This is a genomic window from Mycobacterium sp. NGS58, assembly GCF_059812385.1.
The window spans coordinates 67152-82178 of record NZ_JCALCO010000013.1 but is presented as its reverse complement, the minus strand read 5'-3'; the positions used below and the strand labels follow the sequence as shown (position 1 = coordinate 82178).

General features: G+C 70.4%; 15 protein-coding genes. 11 read left to right on the top strand and 4 right to left on the bottom strand.

All coding sequences use genetic code 11. The annotated features are described in order from the left end of the window. From AC5Y4H_RS14390 to AC5Y4H_RS14370, 5 genes are all read left to right on the top strand, one after another. Positions 1-618 carry a TlpA disulfide reductase family protein gene (locus tag AC5Y4H_RS14390; RefSeq protein ID WP_499982732.1) on the top strand — a complete coding sequence of 206 codons (618 nt, stop codon included), beginning with the start codon at positions 1-3 and terminating at the stop codon, positions 616-618. A 16-nt stretch (positions 619-634) separates the two neighbouring features. Beyond that, positions 635-1414, top strand: a complete 780-nt coding sequence (locus tag AC5Y4H_RS14385) for a cytochrome c biogenesis CcdA family protein (RefSeq protein WP_499982730.1) — start codon at positions 635-637, stop codon at positions 1412-1414. Positions 1415-1476: 62 nt separating this feature from the next. Next, positions 1477-3099, top strand: a complete 1623-nt coding sequence (locus AC5Y4H_RS14380; RefSeq protein ID WP_499982851.1) for a cytochrome c biogenesis protein ResB — start codon at positions 1477-1479, stop codon at positions 3097-3099. Next, positions 3096-4079, top strand: coding sequence for a c-type cytochrome biogenesis protein CcsB (gene ccsB, locus AC5Y4H_RS14375; protein ID WP_499982728.1), 984 nt, complete (start codon positions 3096-3098; stop codon positions 4077-4079). Before AC5Y4H_RS14380 ends, ccsB begins: the two co-directional genes overlap by 4 nt. Before the next feature lie 64 nt (positions 4080-4143). Further along, positions 4144-5460: a MinD/ParA family ATP-binding protein gene (locus AC5Y4H_RS14370; protein ID WP_499982726.1), complete on the top strand. Its 1317-nt coding sequence runs from the start codon at positions 4144-4146 to the stop codon at positions 5458-5460. Between the two features lie 34 nt (positions 5461-5494). Here AC5Y4H_RS14370 and AC5Y4H_RS14365 read toward each other — a convergent pair whose 3' ends face one another. After that, a complete protein-coding gene (locus AC5Y4H_RS14365; protein WP_499982724.1) occupies positions 5495-5647 on the bottom strand; it encodes a hypothetical protein in 153 nt (50 codons plus the stop codon). 46 nt (positions 5648-5693) lie between these two features. Between AC5Y4H_RS14365 and AC5Y4H_RS14360 the strand changes: the two genes are divergently transcribed. Next, entirely contained in the window at positions 5694-6065 is a 372-nt protein-coding gene (locus AC5Y4H_RS14360) for a DUF4229 domain-containing protein (RefSeq protein ID WP_499982722.1), read from the top strand. Here the strand turns inward: AC5Y4H_RS14360 and AC5Y4H_RS14355 are convergent. Next, positions 6062-7069 (bottom strand): beta-ketoacyl-ACP synthase III, encoded by a 1008-nt coding sequence (locus AC5Y4H_RS14355; RefSeq protein WP_499982718.1) that lies wholly within the window; start codon positions 7067-7069, stop codon positions 6062-6064. The genes AC5Y4H_RS14360 and AC5Y4H_RS14355 overlap by 4 nt on opposite strands. Positions 7070-7144: 75 nt before the next feature. After that, positions 7145-8017, bottom strand: a complete 873-nt coding sequence (locus AC5Y4H_RS14350; protein ID WP_499982715.1) for a 1,4-dihydroxy-2-naphthoate polyprenyltransferase — start codon at positions 8015-8017, stop codon at positions 7145-7147. A gap of 83 nt (positions 8018-8100) precedes the next feature. On the opposite strand from AC5Y4H_RS14350, the gene AC5Y4H_RS14345 reads away from it, so the two are divergent. Together AC5Y4H_RS14345 and AC5Y4H_RS14340 are read left to right on the top strand one after the other, a co-directional pair. After that, the gene (locus AC5Y4H_RS14345; RefSeq protein ID WP_499982713.1) at positions 8101-8877 is read left to right on the top strand and encodes an S-methyl-5'-thioadenosine phosphorylase; all 777 of its coding nucleotides are present in this window, start codon (positions 8101-8103) and stop codon (positions 8875-8877) included. Continuing rightward, on the top strand, positions 8874-9902 hold the full coding sequence (locus AC5Y4H_RS14340) for an NAD-dependent epimerase/dehydratase family protein (RefSeq protein WP_499982710.1): 1029 nt from the start codon (positions 8874-8876) through the stop codon (positions 9900-9902). Before AC5Y4H_RS14345 ends, AC5Y4H_RS14340 begins: the two co-directional genes overlap by 4 nt. A gap of 3 nt (positions 9903-9905) precedes the next feature. On the opposite strand, the gene AC5Y4H_RS14335 is transcribed toward AC5Y4H_RS14340, so the two are convergent. After that, positions 9906-11624 (bottom strand): DUF7937 domain-containing protein, encoded by a 1719-nt coding sequence (locus AC5Y4H_RS14335; protein WP_499982708.1) that lies wholly within the window; start codon positions 11622-11624, stop codon positions 9906-9908. 308 nt (positions 11625-11932) lie between these two features. On the opposite strand from AC5Y4H_RS14335, the gene AC5Y4H_RS14330 reads away from it, so the two are divergent. The 3 genes from AC5Y4H_RS14330 to AC5Y4H_RS14320 are packed head-to-tail and all read left to right on the top strand — an operon-like array spanning position 11933 to position 15017. Further along, a complete protein-coding gene (locus AC5Y4H_RS14330) occupies positions 11933-13693 on the top strand; it encodes a DUF7159 family protein (protein WP_499982706.1) in 1761 nt (586 codons plus the stop codon). 2 nt (positions 13694-13695) lie between these two features. Beyond that, a complete protein-coding gene (locus tag AC5Y4H_RS14325) occupies positions 13696-14358 on the top strand; it encodes a glycosyltransferase family 2 protein (RefSeq protein ID WP_499982702.1) in 663 nt (220 codons plus the stop codon). Then, positions 14355-15017: a TIGR04282 family arsenosugar biosynthesis glycosyltransferase gene (locus AC5Y4H_RS14320; RefSeq protein WP_499982701.1), complete on the top strand. Its 663-nt coding sequence runs from the start codon at positions 14355-14357 to the stop codon at positions 15015-15017. The genes AC5Y4H_RS14325 and AC5Y4H_RS14320 overlap by 4 nt, the downstream gene beginning before the upstream one ends. Positions 15018-15027: the final 10 nt, after the last annotated feature.

The window sequence follows — 15027 nt, the reverse complement described above, 5'->3', positions numbered from 1 at the left end:
ATGGCCGGGGCCGTACTGGCGGCGCTGCTCCCCGGCCTGGTTGCCGGCTGCTCGTCGGGGCACGACGCCGTCGCGCAGGGCGGCACCTTCGAATTCGTCTCGCCCGGCGGCAAGACCGACATCTACTACGACCCGCCGTCCAGCCGCGGCCGCCCCGGCCGCCTGGCCGGGCCCGACCTGGCCGACCCCGCGCACACGCTGTCGCTGGACGACCCGATCTTCGCCGGCCGGGTCGTGGTCATCAACATCTGGGGACAGTGGTGCGGGCCGTGCCGGGCCGAGGTCACCCAGCTGCAGCAGGTGTATGACGCTACGCGCGGCGCGGGCGTCTCCTTCCTCGGCATTGACGTCCGGGACGCCAACCGGCAGGCGGCGCTGGACTTCGTCAACGACCGCCAGGTCACGTTCCCGTCCATCTACGACCCGGCGATGCGCAGCCTGATCGCCTTCGGCGGCAAATACCCGACCACCGTGATCCCGTCCACGCTGGTCCTGGACCGCCAGCACCGTGTGGCGGCGGTCTTCCTGCGCGAATTGCTGGCGACCGACCTGCAGCCCGTGGTGCAGCGACTGGCCGCCGAGGCATCGCCGACTCCAGTCGGCAAGGCGGCGCCGTGACGGGCTCGAGACGGCGATGACCGGATTCACCCAGATCGCCGCCGCCGGACCGCTCCTGGTGGCGCTCGGTGCGTGCCTGCTGGCGGGATTGGTGTCGTTCGCCTCGCCGTGCGTGGTGCCGCTGGTGCCCGGCTACCTGTCGTACCTGGCCGCGGTCGTGGGCGTCGACGAGCGACCTCCCGAGGGCGCGGTCAAGGCCCCGCCGGGTGCACGCTGGCGCGTCGCGGGATCGGCGGCGTTGTTTGTCGCCGGGTTCACCACCGTGTTCGTGCTCGGCACCGTCGCCGTCCTCGGCATGACGACCACGCTGATCACCAACCAGCTGCTGCTGCAGCGGGCCGGGGGTGTGCTGACCATCGTCATGGGCCTGGTGTTCGTGGGCCTCATCCCGGCCCTGCAGCGTCAGGCCCGGTTCAGTCCGCGGCAGCTGACCACGGTCGCCGGGGCGCCGGTGCTGGGCGCGGTGTTCGCTTTGGGCTGGACGCCGTGCCTGGGTCCGACGCTGGCCGGCGTGATCACCGTCGCCTCGGCCACCGACGGCGCGAGCGTGGCCCGCGGAATCGTGTTGGTAATCGCCTACTGCCTGGGCCTGGGCATCCCGTTCGTGCTGCTGGCGTTCGGGTCGGCGGGCGCGGTCGGGGGCCTGGGGTGGCTGCGCCGGCACACCCGGGCCATCCAGATCTTCGGCGGCGTCCTGCTGATCACTGTCGGCGCGCTGCTGGTCACCGGGGTCTGGAACGACTTCATCTCGTGGCTGCGCGACGCGTTCGTGTCCGACGTGAGGCTGCCGATTTGAGCGCCCCTCTGATCACCCAAGGGCTCGCCGCGGCTCGCAACACCTGGCGCGCGCTGACCTCGATGGGCACCGCGCTGGTGCTGTTGTTCCTGCTCGCGCTCGGCGCGATCCCGGGGGCGTTGCTGCCGCAGCGCAGCCTCAACGCCGGCAAGGTCGACGACTACCTCAGGGCCCACCCGGTCATCGGGCCGTGGCTGGATCGCCTGCAGGCCTTCAACGTGTTCTCCAGCTTCTGGTTCACCGCCGTCTACGTGCTGCTGTTCGTATCGCTGGTGGGCTGCCTCACCCCGCGGATGATCGAGCACGTCCGCAGCCTGCGGGCCACCCCGGTGGCCGCGCCGCGCAACCTGGCCCGGCTGCCCAAGTACGCCAGTCACCGGGTCCAGGCCGGCACCGACGAGCTGAACGCCCTGGCGAACACGCTGGCCGCACGGCTGAGCGGGTGGCGCACCGCCATCCGGCACCGGGACACCGCCGCGTCCGCCGATGCCGAAGTGGTGGAGGTGTCCGCCGAGAAGGGCTACCTGCGCGAGTTCGGCAACATCGTCTTCCACTTCTCGCTGCTGGGCCTGCTGGTCGCGGTGGCCGTCGGCAAGCTGTTCGGCTACGAAGGCAACGTCATCGTCATCGCCGACGGCGGCCCCGGCTTCTGCTCGGCCTCGCCGGCCGCGTTCGACTCGTTCCGGGCCGGCAACACGGTCGACGGCACCTCGCTGCACCCGCTGTGCATCCGTGTCGACGACTTCGTGGCGCACTATCTGCCGTCGGGGCAGGCCACGTCGTTCGCGGCGAACATCGACTACCAGTCCGGCACGGATCTGACCGCGAACACCTGGCGGCACTACCAGCTGGAGGTCAACCACCCGTTGCGCCTCGGTGGTGACCGCGTCTACCTGCAGGGACACGGCTACGCGCCAACCTTCAGCGTCACCTACCCGGACGGGCAGATCCGCACCGCGACGGTGCAGTGGCGGCCCGACAACCCGCAGACCCTGCTGTCGTCGGGTGTGGTGCGCATCGATCCGCCCGCCGGCAGCTACCCCAGCCCCGCGGACCGCCGCAACCACGAGATCGCCATCCAGGGCCTGCTGGCCCCGACCGAGCAGCTGGAGGGCACGCTGCTGTCGTCGCGGTTCCCGGCGCTGGACGCCCCGGCGGTCGCCGTCGACATCTATCGCGGCGACACCGGGCTGGACACCGGGCGCCCCCAGTCGCTGTTCACCCTGGATCCCCGACTGATCGAGCAGCACCGGTTGACCAAGGAGAAGCGGGTCAACCTCCGTGCCGGCCAATCGGTCCGGATCGACCAGGGCCCGGCGGCCGGCACCGTGATCCGCTTCGACGGCGCCGTCCCGTTCGTCAACCTGCAGGTCTCGCACGACCCGGGCCAGACCTGGGTGCTGGTCTTCGCGATCACGATGATGGGCGGTCTCGTGGTGTCGCTGCTGGTGCGCCGCCGGCGGGTGTGGGTCCGTCTGACAACCGACGCCGGCGGGTCGCCCGGTACGGTGAACGTCGAACTGGGCGGCCTCGCGCGCACCGACAACTCCGGTTGGGGCGACGAGTTCGAGCGACTGTCCGAGCGGCTGGTCTCCGGCTTCGCTCGCCCCGAGCCACCCACCGCGTCCGACGGCGACGCGACACCCGCAGCGTCCAAGAGGAGTTCTGAGGTGGACGTCAAATGAATACGGTGCACGTCAACGTCGAGCTGGCGCGCTACTCGGACTGGGCATTCACGTCGGCGGTGGTCGCACTGGTGATCGCGCTGCTGTTGCTCGCCTTCGAGCTGGCCTACGCCGGCGGGCGTCGCGCCGACCAGCGCGCGAGGGTGCTGGCCGGCGCCGTCAGCGCCGATTCCGTCACCCCCGGCGTGGTGGACGAGGCGCCCCAACGCCCGATCGACGAGCGCGTCGGCCGGGCCGGGCTGTCCGTGGTGTACCTGGGTATCGGACTGCTGCTGGCCTGCCTCGTGCTGCGCGGCCTGGCCACCCTGCGGGTGCCCTGGGGCAACATGTACGAGTTCATCAACCTGACCTGCCTGTGCGGGTTGATCGCCGGGGCGGTCGTGCTGCGCCGCCCGCAGTACCGTCCGCTGTGGGTGTTTTTGCTGCTACCGGTGTTGATCCTGCTCACCGTGTCCGGTCGCTGGCTCTACACCAATGCCGCGCCGGTGATGCCCGCCCTGCAGTCGTACTGGCTGCCGATCCACGTGTCGGTGGTCAGCCTGGGATCCGGGGTGTTCCTGGTCGCCGGCATCGCCAGCATCCTGTTCCTGCTGCGGACGTCGCCGCTGGCGGACCCCGACCGCGCCGCGCGCACCGCGCTGAGCCGACTGATACAGCGGTTCCCGGACGCCCAGACTCTGGACCGCATCGCCTATCGGACGACGATTTTCGCATTTCCGGTGTTCGGTTTCGGCGTGATTTTCGGTGCGATCTGGGCCGAGGAAGCCTGGGGCAGATATTGGGGCTGGGACCCCAAAGAAACTGTGTCCTTTGTCGCCTGGGTGATTTACGCCGCGTATCTGCACGCCAGGTCGACGGCGGGATGGCGCGACCGGAAAGCCGCCTGGATCAATGTCGCGGGGTTTGTGGCCATGGTCTTCAACTTGTTCTTCGTTAACCTGGTCACTGTGGGCCTGCATTCTTATGCGGGCGTCGGGTAGACGGTGGTTAACCGGCCCAAACAACGCACAACACGCTGAATAAAGCACAGCAAAGGGGAGTGCAGTGACCGAGCATCCAACGTCGGGCGTGGGGGCGCCCGAGCAACCGACCACGCAGATACCCCCACAGACAGCGTCTGCGGCCGCCGCGCACGAGGGCGCCGAAGCCGAGGCCGAGTCCGGTGGCTCGGGTGCCGACGCCCCGACCCGCGCCTTCGCCGGTTTCCGCACCGAACGTCGTGTTCCCGGCCCGGAACGCCAGCAGGCGGCACCGCCCACGGCGCCCAGGCCGAGCGGGATGCCACTCTGGGACTCGACGCCGGTGACCGGCATCCCGCGCGTCGATCCGACGGCGTATGGCGCCTATTACACCGGCCCGGACGCGCCGCCCACGCAGATCCACGGGGAGCCGCAGCGCCCCGAGCACCTGCCGCACACGCCGTATCCGGAACTGTCCACGGGCATGCTGCTGCGGCCGGTCGCGCCACCACCGTCGGACGGTTGGCGGCGGCTGCTGTTCAAGCTGTCCGGCGGGCTGATCAATCTGGGCGAGAGCCCGCGGGCCACGCGCTACAACAACCTGGTCGCCCAGGTGAACCGGCCGCTGCGCGGTTCCTACCGGGTGGCCTTCCTGTCGTTGAAGGGCGGCGTCGGCAAGACCACGATCGCCGCGACGCTGGGCGCCACCTTCGCCTCCATCCGCGGTGACCGGGTGGTCGCCGTGGACGCCAACCCCGACCGAGGCACGTTGAGCCAGAAGATCCCGCTGGAGACGGCCGCGACCGTGCGCCAGCTGCTGCACGACGCGGGAACCATCGAGCGCTACAGCGACGTGCGCCGCTACACGTCCAAGGGGCCGAGCGGCCTGGAGGTGTTGGCATCCGAGACGGATCCGGGCATCTCGGACGCGTTCGGTGCCGACGACTATGTGCGGGTCCTGGACATCCTGGAACGGTTCTACGGGCTGGTGCTCACCGACTGCGGTCCCGGACTGCTGCACTCCGTCATGAGCTCGGTGCTGGAGAAGGCCGACGCCCTCGTCGTGGTCAGTTCGGCGTCCATCGACGGCGCGCGCAGCGCCTCGGCGACGCTGGACTGGCTGGACGCCCACGGCCACGAGGACCTGGTTCGCAATTCCATCGCGGTCATCAACGGGGTCAAGCCGCGCCCGGGCAAGGTCGACATGAACAAGGTGATCGACCACTTCTCCCGGCGCTGCCGCGCGGTACAACTGGTGCCCTTCGATCCGCACCTGGAAGAGGGCGCCGAGATTGAACTGGACCGGTTGCGGCGCGGGACGCGCGAAGCGCTCACCGAGCTGGCCGCCATCGTCGCCGACGGGTTCCCCGGCGACCCGCACAACCCGGGAGTGCTCGGATAGCGCCAGCGGGGCGCCGCCACCGAGCTAGGGCGGGTTACTTGTCGCCGTGACCCAACCGCCGCAGGAAATCCGGGTCGTCGTCGGGCCCGATGACGCGCGTCTTCGGCCGGTGGGTCTGCGACCGCGCGGCGCGCCAGCCGACATAGATCAGCGTCCCCAAAATCACGACGAGCAGCAGGTAGAGCACGCAACACCTCCTTGGGGCGAATATACCCGCGTCGTAGGCTCACCCTGTGTCACAAGAAGCTAGCGATGACAGCGCCGGTCAGGGCGAAGGCGCGGCGCAGGACCGAAGCCGCGTCGCCCTCCACGTGGGGGCGTACCTGACGGCGCGGGTGCTGCTGGCGGTCGTGCTCACCGGCGTGATCTACGGCGTCGCGCGCCTGGCGGGCATCAGCCAGTTCCCGATCGTTGTCGCGGTGCTGTTCGCCCTGATCATTGCGATGCCCCTGGGCATGCTGGTGTTCGCCCCGCTGCGCCGCCGCGCCACCGCCGCGCTCGCGATCGCCGGGGAACGGCGGCGCCGGGAGCGTGAACTGCTGCAGGCCCGGCTGCACGACGACACCACGCCGGACCAGGGCGGCCAGGAATCAGGACGCGGCTAAGCGCTCGGCAGCCGCACGACCTGCGCGGCATAGCTCAGGCCGGCGCCGTAACCGAGCAGCAGGGCCAAATCGCCCGCCTTGGCGGCTCCGGTCCCCAGCACTTCGGCCATCGCCAGTGGGATGGACGCCGCCGAGGTGTTCCCGGTGTGCTCGATGTCGTTGGCGACGACCGCATCCGGGCGCAGCTCAAGGCCTTTGGCCAGCACTTCGTTGATCCGGCCGTTGGCCTGATGCGGCAGGAAGACGTCGATCTCGTCGGGGCGGACGCCCGCCGCGTCCATGGCCTGGCGGCCGACCTTGCCCATCTCGAATGCCGCCCACCGGAACACCGCGCTGCCCTCGAGCCGCAGGAAGGGCCGCGGTCCCGTCGGGCGGTCCATGTAGTCGATCCAGTCGATGTCCTGGCGGATGGCCGTGGCCTGTGCACCGTCGCTGCCCCAGACGGTCGGGCCGACGCCCTGCTCCGGCGTCTCGCCCACCACCACCCCGGCGGCGCCGTCGGCGAAGATGAAGCAGTTGGTGCGGTCCTGCATGTCCACGGTCGGCGACAGTTTCTCCGAACCCAGCACCAGCACCTTGGCGGCGGTGCCGCCCCGGATCATGTCGGCCGCGACACCGAGCGCGTAGCCGAAGCCGGCACACCCGGCCGAGACGTCGAACGCGGGCACGCCGGTGGCGCCCAAGGCCGTCGCCACCGATGGGGCACAGGCGGGCGTCTGCAGGAAATGCGTGCTGGTAGCGACGATCACGCAGTCGATGTCGTCCGCGGTGAGCGAGGCTTTGGCGATCGCCTCCTGCCCGGCGGCGGTCGCCATCGACGCCGCGGATTCGTCGCGGGCGGCGAACCGGCGCGTCTTGATGCCGGTTCGCGAATAGATCCATTCGTCGGACGAGTCGATGTTCTCGCAGAGCTCGTCGTTGGTGACCACTCGCTCCGGCCGGTACGACCCGACGCTGAGTAGGCCGATGTTCGTGGGCCCGCTAGTCGCGGCAATCTGCTTCATCGCGGTCCTTCGCTATCGCCCCAGCAGACGCAAACGTACTCCACCGGGCGCTTTGTTTGCACTATAGGTACCGGCTCAGCCGGCCAGCGCCAGCGCCGCGGCCACCGCGATCGCCCATACCACCATCGCCAGCCCCGTATCGCGCAGCACCGGGATGAGCTCCGGACCGCCGCGGCCGGACCGCACCGGGGACGCCGCGCGCAGGGCGAGCGGTGTGGCCACCAATCCGGCGGCGCACCAGGGTGTCGCCAACATGAGCGCCAGGGTCAACACCCCGGCGGTCGCCAGCAGCGCCTGGTACAGGATCCGGGTGCGGGCATCACCGAGCCGTACCGCCAGGGTGATCTTTCCCGAGCGCGCATCGGTGGGGATGTCCCGCAGGTTGTTGGCCACCAGCACCGAGGAGGACAGCGCACCGATCGACACGGCCAGGAGCAGGCCCACCCAGTCCACGCGCAGCGCCTGGGTGTACTGGGTGCCCAGCACGGCGACGAGCCCGAAGAACAGGAACACCGCGATCTCGCCAAAACCGGCGTACCCGTACGGTTTCGACCCGCCGGTGTACAGCCACGCCCCGGCGATGCAGGCCGCCCCCACCGCGATCAGCCATGGCGCGCTGAACAGCGCCAGCGCGAGCCCGGCGAGCGCGCCGACGGTCAGGCTGGCGATCGCGGCGGCCAGCACCGCCCGCGGCGCCGCCAGCCGCGAGCCGACGAGGCGCACCGGGCCCGCCCGGACGTCGTCGGTGCCCCGGATGCCATCGGAGTAGTCGTTGGCGTAGTTGACGCCGATGATCATCGCGAGCGCAACCGCCAGCGCCAGCAGCGCCTTCCACCACACCACGGAATGCAGCCATGCCGCGGCACCGGTTCCCGCGACGACGGGCGCCACCGCATTGGGCAACGTTCGCGGCCGCGCACCGGATATCCACTGCCCGAAATTAGCCACACGAACATCCTGCCAGGACGCGAGCGGTCAATCCCCGGCCCCGCACCCGCGGTCGCTTCGGCCTCATGCACCACAATGGTCGGATGCTCGGAGTCATCGGCGGCAGCGGCTTCTACACCTTTTTCGGATCCGACTCCCGCGAGGTCACCGTCGACACTCCGTACGGGGACCCCAGCGCCCCGGTCACCGTCGGCGCCATCGGAGGCCACGAGGTGGCCTTCCTGCCGCGTCATGGCGCCGAACACGAATTCTCCGCGCACACCGTGCCATACCGGGCGAACATGTGGGCCCTGCGCAAGCTCGGCGTGCGGCGGGTGCTCGCGCCCTGCGCGGTGGGCAGCCTCAAACCCGAACTCGGCCCGGGCGCCGTCGTGGTGCCCGACCAGCTGGTGGACCGCACCCGCGGCCGCGCCGACACCTATTTCGACTCTGGCGGGATTCACGTCGACTTCGCCGACCCGTACTGCCCGACGCTGCGCGACGCGGTGACCGTCCTGCCCGACGTGACCGACGGCGGCACCATCGTGGTGATCCAGGGCCCGCGCTTTTCCACCCGCGCCGAAAGCCAGTGGTTCGCCTCGGCCGGTTTCTCGCTGGTCAACATGACCGGCTATCCGGAGGCCGTGCTGGCTCGTGAGCTCGAAATCTGTTACGCGGCAGTAGCGTTGGTTACCGATCTCGATGCCGGTGTCAGCGCCGGCGAGGGCGTCAAGACCGTCGACGTGTTCGCCGAATTCGCGAAGAACATCGAAATGTTCAAGACCCTGATCCGCCAGGCCATCGGCCGGGTGGCCGCCGACCGCACCTGCACGCATTGCCTGCCGCACACCGGCGTCACCCTGCCCATCGAGCTGCCGTGAGGGTGCTGCTGACCGGGGCGGCCGGCTTCATCGGCACGCGGGTACACGCCGCGTTACGGGTCGCGGGTCACGAGGTGGTCGCCGTCGACGCGTTGCTGCCCGCCGCGCACGGCCCAAATCCCGTGCTGCCACAGGGATGTCACCGCGTCGATGTGCGCGACGCCGACGCACTGGCCCCGCTGCTGGCCGGCGTGGACATGGTGTGCCATCAGGCGGCGATGGTGGGGGCGGGTGTGGACGCCGCCGATGCCCCGGACTACGGCGGCCACAACGATCTGGCCACCACGGTCCTGTTGGCGCAGATGTTCGCCGCCGGGGTGCGGCACCTGGTGCTGGCGTCGTCGATGGTGGTGTACGGGCAGGGCAGCTATCAGTGCGGGCGGCACGGAGCCGTGGATCCGCTGCCGCGGAGCCGGGCCGACCTCGACGCCGGGATCTTCGAGCACCGCTGCCCGGTCGGCGGGGAGGAACTGCACTGGCGCCTCGTCGACGAGGACGCCTGCCTGCGACCACGAAGCCTCTACGCCGCCAGTAAGACCGCGCAGGAGCATTACGCCCTGGCGTGGTCGGAGGCCACGGGTGGCTCGGTGGTGGCACTGCGCTACCACAACGTCTACGGCCCCGGCATGCCGCGCGACACCCCCTACTCCGGCGTGGCGGCGATCTTCCGCTCGGCGCTGGAAAAGGGCGAACCCCCAAAGGTTTTCGAGGACGGCGGGCAGATGCGTGACTTCGTCCACGTCGACGATGTGGCGGCCGCCAACCTCGCGGCGGCACAGCGGCGCGAGGGTTTCACGGCGGTCAATGTCTGCTCGGGACAACCCGTTTCGATCCTGGAAGTTGCTCGCGCATTGTGCGACGCGCGCGGCGGCACGCTGTCGCCGGTGGTCACCGGGCAGTACCGCAGCGGCGACGTGCGCCACATCGTCGCCGACCCGTCGAGGGCCGCCGAGGTGCTCGGCTTCCGTGCGGCCGTGACACCGGGTGAGGGGCTGCGCGAATTCGCGTTCGCGCCCCTTCGCTGAGGTTCAGCCCTGCGGGGGCCGGTAAATCTGCGGCTTCTGCACGGGTATCTGACGCGTTCCGGAGTCGTCGCCGCGAAAGATCCGGGGGGCGTTGGCCAGCGGCGGTATCTCCGAGGTCGCCGGTTCGTGGTCCGCGCCGGGAACGCCGGCGGGGATGCGGGTGGTCGCCGCGGCCGACGGCGCGGCGCCCTGGCCCACCGGGACACGGGTGGTCGGCGCCGCCGCATTAGCGGCGGCCGCGCGCCGTCGGGCCGCGCGATTGGCCCGCCGCCGACCGCTCAGCTGCCCGGCGATGATCGCCGCCACCAGGATGCCCAGGGCCAGGCCGCACAGCGTCACGTCGAAAACGCTGGTGATCTGCTGAGCCAGGTTGTTGCCGTAGACCGGGTGCAGCGCAGGGGAATTGGGCGAATCCGCGAAGCGCGGCGCCAGCACGACACCGACGACCACGCGGGCGACGCTCAGGGTGGCGACGAGGCCGCACAGCGACGTGACCATTCTCGCCGAGAGGGTGGCCAGCCTGCGGCGCAGCCAGATCGCCAGGACCGCGGTCGCCAGGTCGAAAGCGGCCAGCACGATGCTGTCGTACCGGGAGAACGGGTAGTTCAGGATCACGCCGACAACCAGGTCGGTGATCCGCATCGCTACCGACCCCACACACCAAACGGCGATGAGCAGCAAGCCATTCCGGGCCGTCGCTCGCCACGCGGACTCCTCCGTCGGCAAGGCGTTCCGGCGACCGAACAGCGCCCGCGGCGCGAACAACGCCGCGCCGGCCGCCCACGCCAGGTAGCCCTCGAATCCGACGCCGGCGGTGGAGGTGTTCTGCGCGATGCCGTGGAACGCGTCGATGTCGCGACCGGCCGGCAGGAACCACACGACGATCCCGGCGGCCAGCGTCGACGCGCCGAGCGCGACCGTGCTCAGCCGGCTCTCCCGCGCGCTGCGCAACAACCACCTGGAGGCAACCAGCACCGCGACCAGCGCCACCACGCCGTACACCACCGCGGTCGCGATCACGGCGATGTTCTGCTTGCCGAATTGGTCTGCGCCGCCGGTGCTTTGCAGCGCGTACCGCACCCGCCAGTACAGGTTGAAGCCGAAGCTGAGCACCGCCGCCAGCATCGACACCGAGCCGATGATCCGCGCCGACCTGTGCCACCCGGTGGACTCGTCCCCCGCCGGAACGGGTCCCGTGAGTGCGCCGGTGGGCACCGCCTGGGCGCTCAACAACGAGCCGGCGACCCCGACCCATGCCCCCGGCCCCACACCGCCCGGCACGTTGACGGTGCCACCGAATCGGACGGTCTCGTACGCGTCGAACACGACGAAGGCGAGCACCAGCAGCAGGTAGGGGACGTTGAGCGCCAAGCGGAGCCGGGCGGCCCGCGCGGGGTTGAAATGCGCGCCGCCCGACCGCCAGGAACCGGCGACCCCCACGGCGGCGACGGCCAGCACCGTCACCGCGATCAGCACCACGAAGAGGATGGCGCTGCTGTCCGGGATTCCGAGTCCGAAGTAGAGGTTCCACGGCAAGAACACCGCGAGGATCAGCAATGCCACCGCGGTCAGGTCGCCGACGTGCCGGTACCGCTTCGTTCCCGCGTCGCCCGGCGCGGCACCGCCCGTGGCGTGCGGGCGGATGATGCGCGGCGCCGGCGCCTGCTGGGTCTGACTGCGGATGGGGCCGGTAGGCGCGTCGTCGCTGCTCTGGTTCACCATGCCTCCCGGGATGCGAGGACCGATATTGTTGGCGCAGTTTCCAGTATTCGGCGAGGGATTACCCCGCCGGGCCAAATGCACCGCTCGCTTGCGAACATATTCTCCGTTCGGATGCTCCTGGCAGTGGCTCAGGCCGGCTGCTGGGCGGAGATGATCCTGCGGCAATCGTCCTATCGTTCGAAAAGCTGGTTACGCTGCGCTAGTAGACGAAGCTTGTCGCCTGAATGATTGATACTCCAACGGTATCGCAAGTGTAATGATGCCGGGACATTGCTGGTTGCGGGGTAGCCAGCCGAAGGAGAGCCGGGATGGACGTCGTTTTGGGGGTTGCGGTCACCGGACCCGTCGCGCGCTTGGCCCTGGTCGGGTCGGGCGCGCAGGGGACCGACGTGATCGACCAATCCGTCGTCGACCTCGCGGACAATCCGATCGAGACGCTGACCGAGACCGTGGTCGGCACGAATCGGCTGCTGGCCGGCGAGAACCATCACCTGGTCGGTACCCGGCTGTGCTGGACCGATCATCCCGCCGCCGACCAGCTGCGGCGGGCGCTGGAGGATTCCGGCGTCCACAACGTCGCGGTGCTCTCGGAGTCGCAGGCGGTGGCCGCGCTGATGCGCGCGGCCGGCCGGCCCGGCGCCGCGCTGGTGATGGACGACGCGACCGCGACGCTGTCGATGGTGGGCTCGGGCGACGGCGATCCGGACGCGCCGCCGACCGTGCTCGCGCGCCAGCAGCTGGGGGGTACATCGGGCGGCGATGCGACGGCCGCGTTCCACACGATGATGGCGAACCTGGGCGAGCACCCCGCTGCCCCGCAGGACGTGTATCTGCTCGGTGCGTCGCCCGATCTGAACCGAGTGGCCGACGAGCTTCGCGACGGGTCGACCATGCGGGTGCAGGTCGCCGAGGACCCCACCTTTGCGCTCGCCCGCGGCGCCGCGATAGCCGCCGCAACGGCGGCGGCCCTGCAGGCGGGCGGCGCGACGGCCATGGTGCCCGCGGCAGGCCTGGCCGCCGATGAGACGGCGATGGCGTCGGCGTTCGGGGACGCCACCACGGCGGTGCCTTCGACGGGGCCGATCGGGGACGAGACGACGGTCGTGCCGGCATCGGAGTTCGCGGACCCGAACGCCGATGACCACCAGTTGGCGTATTCGATGGCCGACGAGGGCGAGCAGTACCCGGGTGAATTCGATGAGTATGACCCCGAATTCGACGACTACGAGTACGGCGACGCCGGCGAGGACGAGCCGACGAAGCTGTCGCGGCGATCGCTGGTGATCGGCAACGCCGTCATCGCGTTCGCGGTCGTCGGATTGGCGTCGCTGGCCACCGCGATCGCGGTCGCCGTTGAGCCGACCGCCAGCCAGAAACCGGTGGTGGGGGTCCAGAACGGCACCCCGGGCAAGTTCATGCCGATCCTGCCGAGCCAGCAACTGGCGCCGTTGCCGCCGCCCCCGCCGGATGCGCCCAACGCCGGATTCCAGGGCGGCACCGTCGAGGCCCCCAGCTATGTCCCGGCCCCACAGCAGGTCGCCCCCCCGTCGGGAGGCGGAGTGCCGAACGGCCCCGCTCCCGAGGCGCCGGTCAACCCCGGTGTCGTGCCGAATCCCGATCCGGGTTGGGCACCTCGACCCAATCCCATTGTGCCGGTTCCTATTCCGATTCCCATCCCGATCCCGGGGTGGGGGCCGAACTACCCGCCCTTCCACCCCCCTTACACGTCGCCGACGATCACGCCCTACACGCCGCCGACCACCACGTACTCGCCTCCCACGACGACATACTCGCCTCCGACGACGACGTATTCGCCTCCGACGACAACGTATTCGCCGCCGACGACCACGTACTCGCCTCCGACGACGACGTATTCGCCTCCGACGTCGACGTATTCGCCGCCGAGCACCAAGGCAACGACCCAGGCGCCGCCCCCGAGCACGTATTCGCCGCCGAGCACCCAGGCCACCCAGGCGCCGATCCCGACGCACACCCAGCAGACGGTGCCACCGCCGGTGCACTCGCAGCCGGTGTTCCCGCAGCAGCCTTTCCCCCACCACGGATTCTGAGGGTGCCCGACACCGATGGCCTGGTCACGGTGGTCCTGCCCTGCCTTAACGAAGAGGAGTCGCTGTCCGCGGTGCTGACCGCCCTTCCCGAGGGCTACCGGGCGCTGGTGGTGGACAACAACAGCACCGACGACACCGCCGGGGTCGCAAGCCGGCATGGCGCCAGAGTCGTCGCCGAACCGCGGCCCGGGTATGGGTCGGCCGTCCACGCGGGTGTGCTCGCCGCGACGACCCCGATCGTGGCGGTGATCGACGCCGACGGCTCGATGGATGGCGCCGATCTACCACGGCTGGTCGCCGAGCTCGAGCGCGGTGCCGACTTGGTGACCGGCCGGCGCCGGCCGGTTCCCGGCCTGCATTGGCCGTGGGTGGCCAGGGTGGGCACCGTGGTCATGAGCTGGCGACTGCGCACCCGCCACGGCCTGCCGGTGCACGACATCGCGCCGATGCGGGTCGCCCGGCGCGAGGCGCTGCTGCAGCTGGGCGTCGTCGACCGGCGATCGGGTTATCCGCTGGAATTGCTGGTGCGTGCGGCGGCCGCCGGCTGGCGCGTCGTCGAGCTCGACGTCAGCTACGGCCCCAGGACGGGCGGCAAGTCGAAGGTCAGCGGTTCGCTGCGGGGCAGCATCACCGCGATCCTGGACTTCTGGAAGGTGATTTCGTGAGCGATCTTCCTGTCACCCTGCTGGTGGTCGCGAAGGCGCCCGAGCCGGGCCGCGCCAAGACGCGGCTCGCGGCGACCGTCGGCGACCGGGTGGCCGCCGAAATCGCCGCCGCCGCACTGCTTGACACGCTCGATGCGGTGGCCGCCGCGCCGGTGGCGGCTCGGGTGGTGGCGCTGACCGGCGACCTGGACGCCGCGGCGAGCGCTCCGGAAATCCGGCAGCGGCTAGCGTCGTTCACTGTGACCCCCCAGCGCGGTGAGGACTTCGCGGCCCGGCTCGCCAATGCGCACGCCGATGCGGCCGCCGGGTTTCCGGTGCTGCAGATCGGGATGGACACCCCCCAGGTGAGCGCCGATCTGTTGATCGGTTGCGCGCGCCGGCTGCTCGAGGCGCCGGCCGTGCTCGGGCCGGCCAGTGATGGCGGCTGGTGGGTGCTCGGCGTGACGGAGCCCGCCATGGCGCAGTGCCTGCGCGCCGTGCCGATGTCCGTGCCCGATACCGGAGATCTGACCTTGAAGGCGTTGCGCGACAACGGTATTGACGCGGTCACCATCGAGGCGCTGGCCGACGTGGACTTTGTCGACGACGTCGCGGTGGTGCGTGACGCCTGCGCACCGACCAGCCGGTTCGCGCGCGTCACACGCGCCGCCGGTCTCTAAGAAGTGGTCC

Coding starts and splice junctions, on each gene's coding strand:
- AC5Y4H_RS14345 (WP_499982713.1), top strand. CDS start 8,101: ATGCTCGGAGTCATCGGCGGCAGCGGCTTCTACACCTTTTTCGGATCC.
- AC5Y4H_RS14380 (WP_499982851.1), top strand. CDS start 1,477: ATGGGCACCGCGCTGGTGCTGTTGTTCCTGCTCGCGCTCGGCGCGATC.
- ccsB (WP_499982728.1), top strand. CDS start 3,096: ATGAATACGGTGCACGTCAACGTCGAGCTGGCGCGCTACTCGGACTGG.
- AC5Y4H_RS14335 (WP_499982708.1), bottom strand. CDS start 11,624: ATGGTGAACCAGAGCAGCGACGACGCGCCTACCGGCCCCATCCGCAGT.
- AC5Y4H_RS14385 (WP_499982730.1), top strand. CDS start 635: ATGACCGGATTCACCCAGATCGCCGCCGCCGGACCGCTCCTGGTGGCG.
- AC5Y4H_RS14330 (WP_499982706.1), top strand. CDS start 11,933: ATGGACGTCGTTTTGGGGGTTGCGGTCACCGGACCCGTCGCGCGCTTG.
- AC5Y4H_RS14390 (WP_499982732.1), top strand. CDS start 1: ATGGCCGGGGCCGTACTGGCGGCGCTGCTCCCCGGCCTGGTTGCCGGC.
- AC5Y4H_RS14355 (WP_499982718.1), bottom strand. CDS start 7,069: ATGAAGCAGATTGCCGCGACTAGCGGGCCCACGAACATCGGCCTACTC.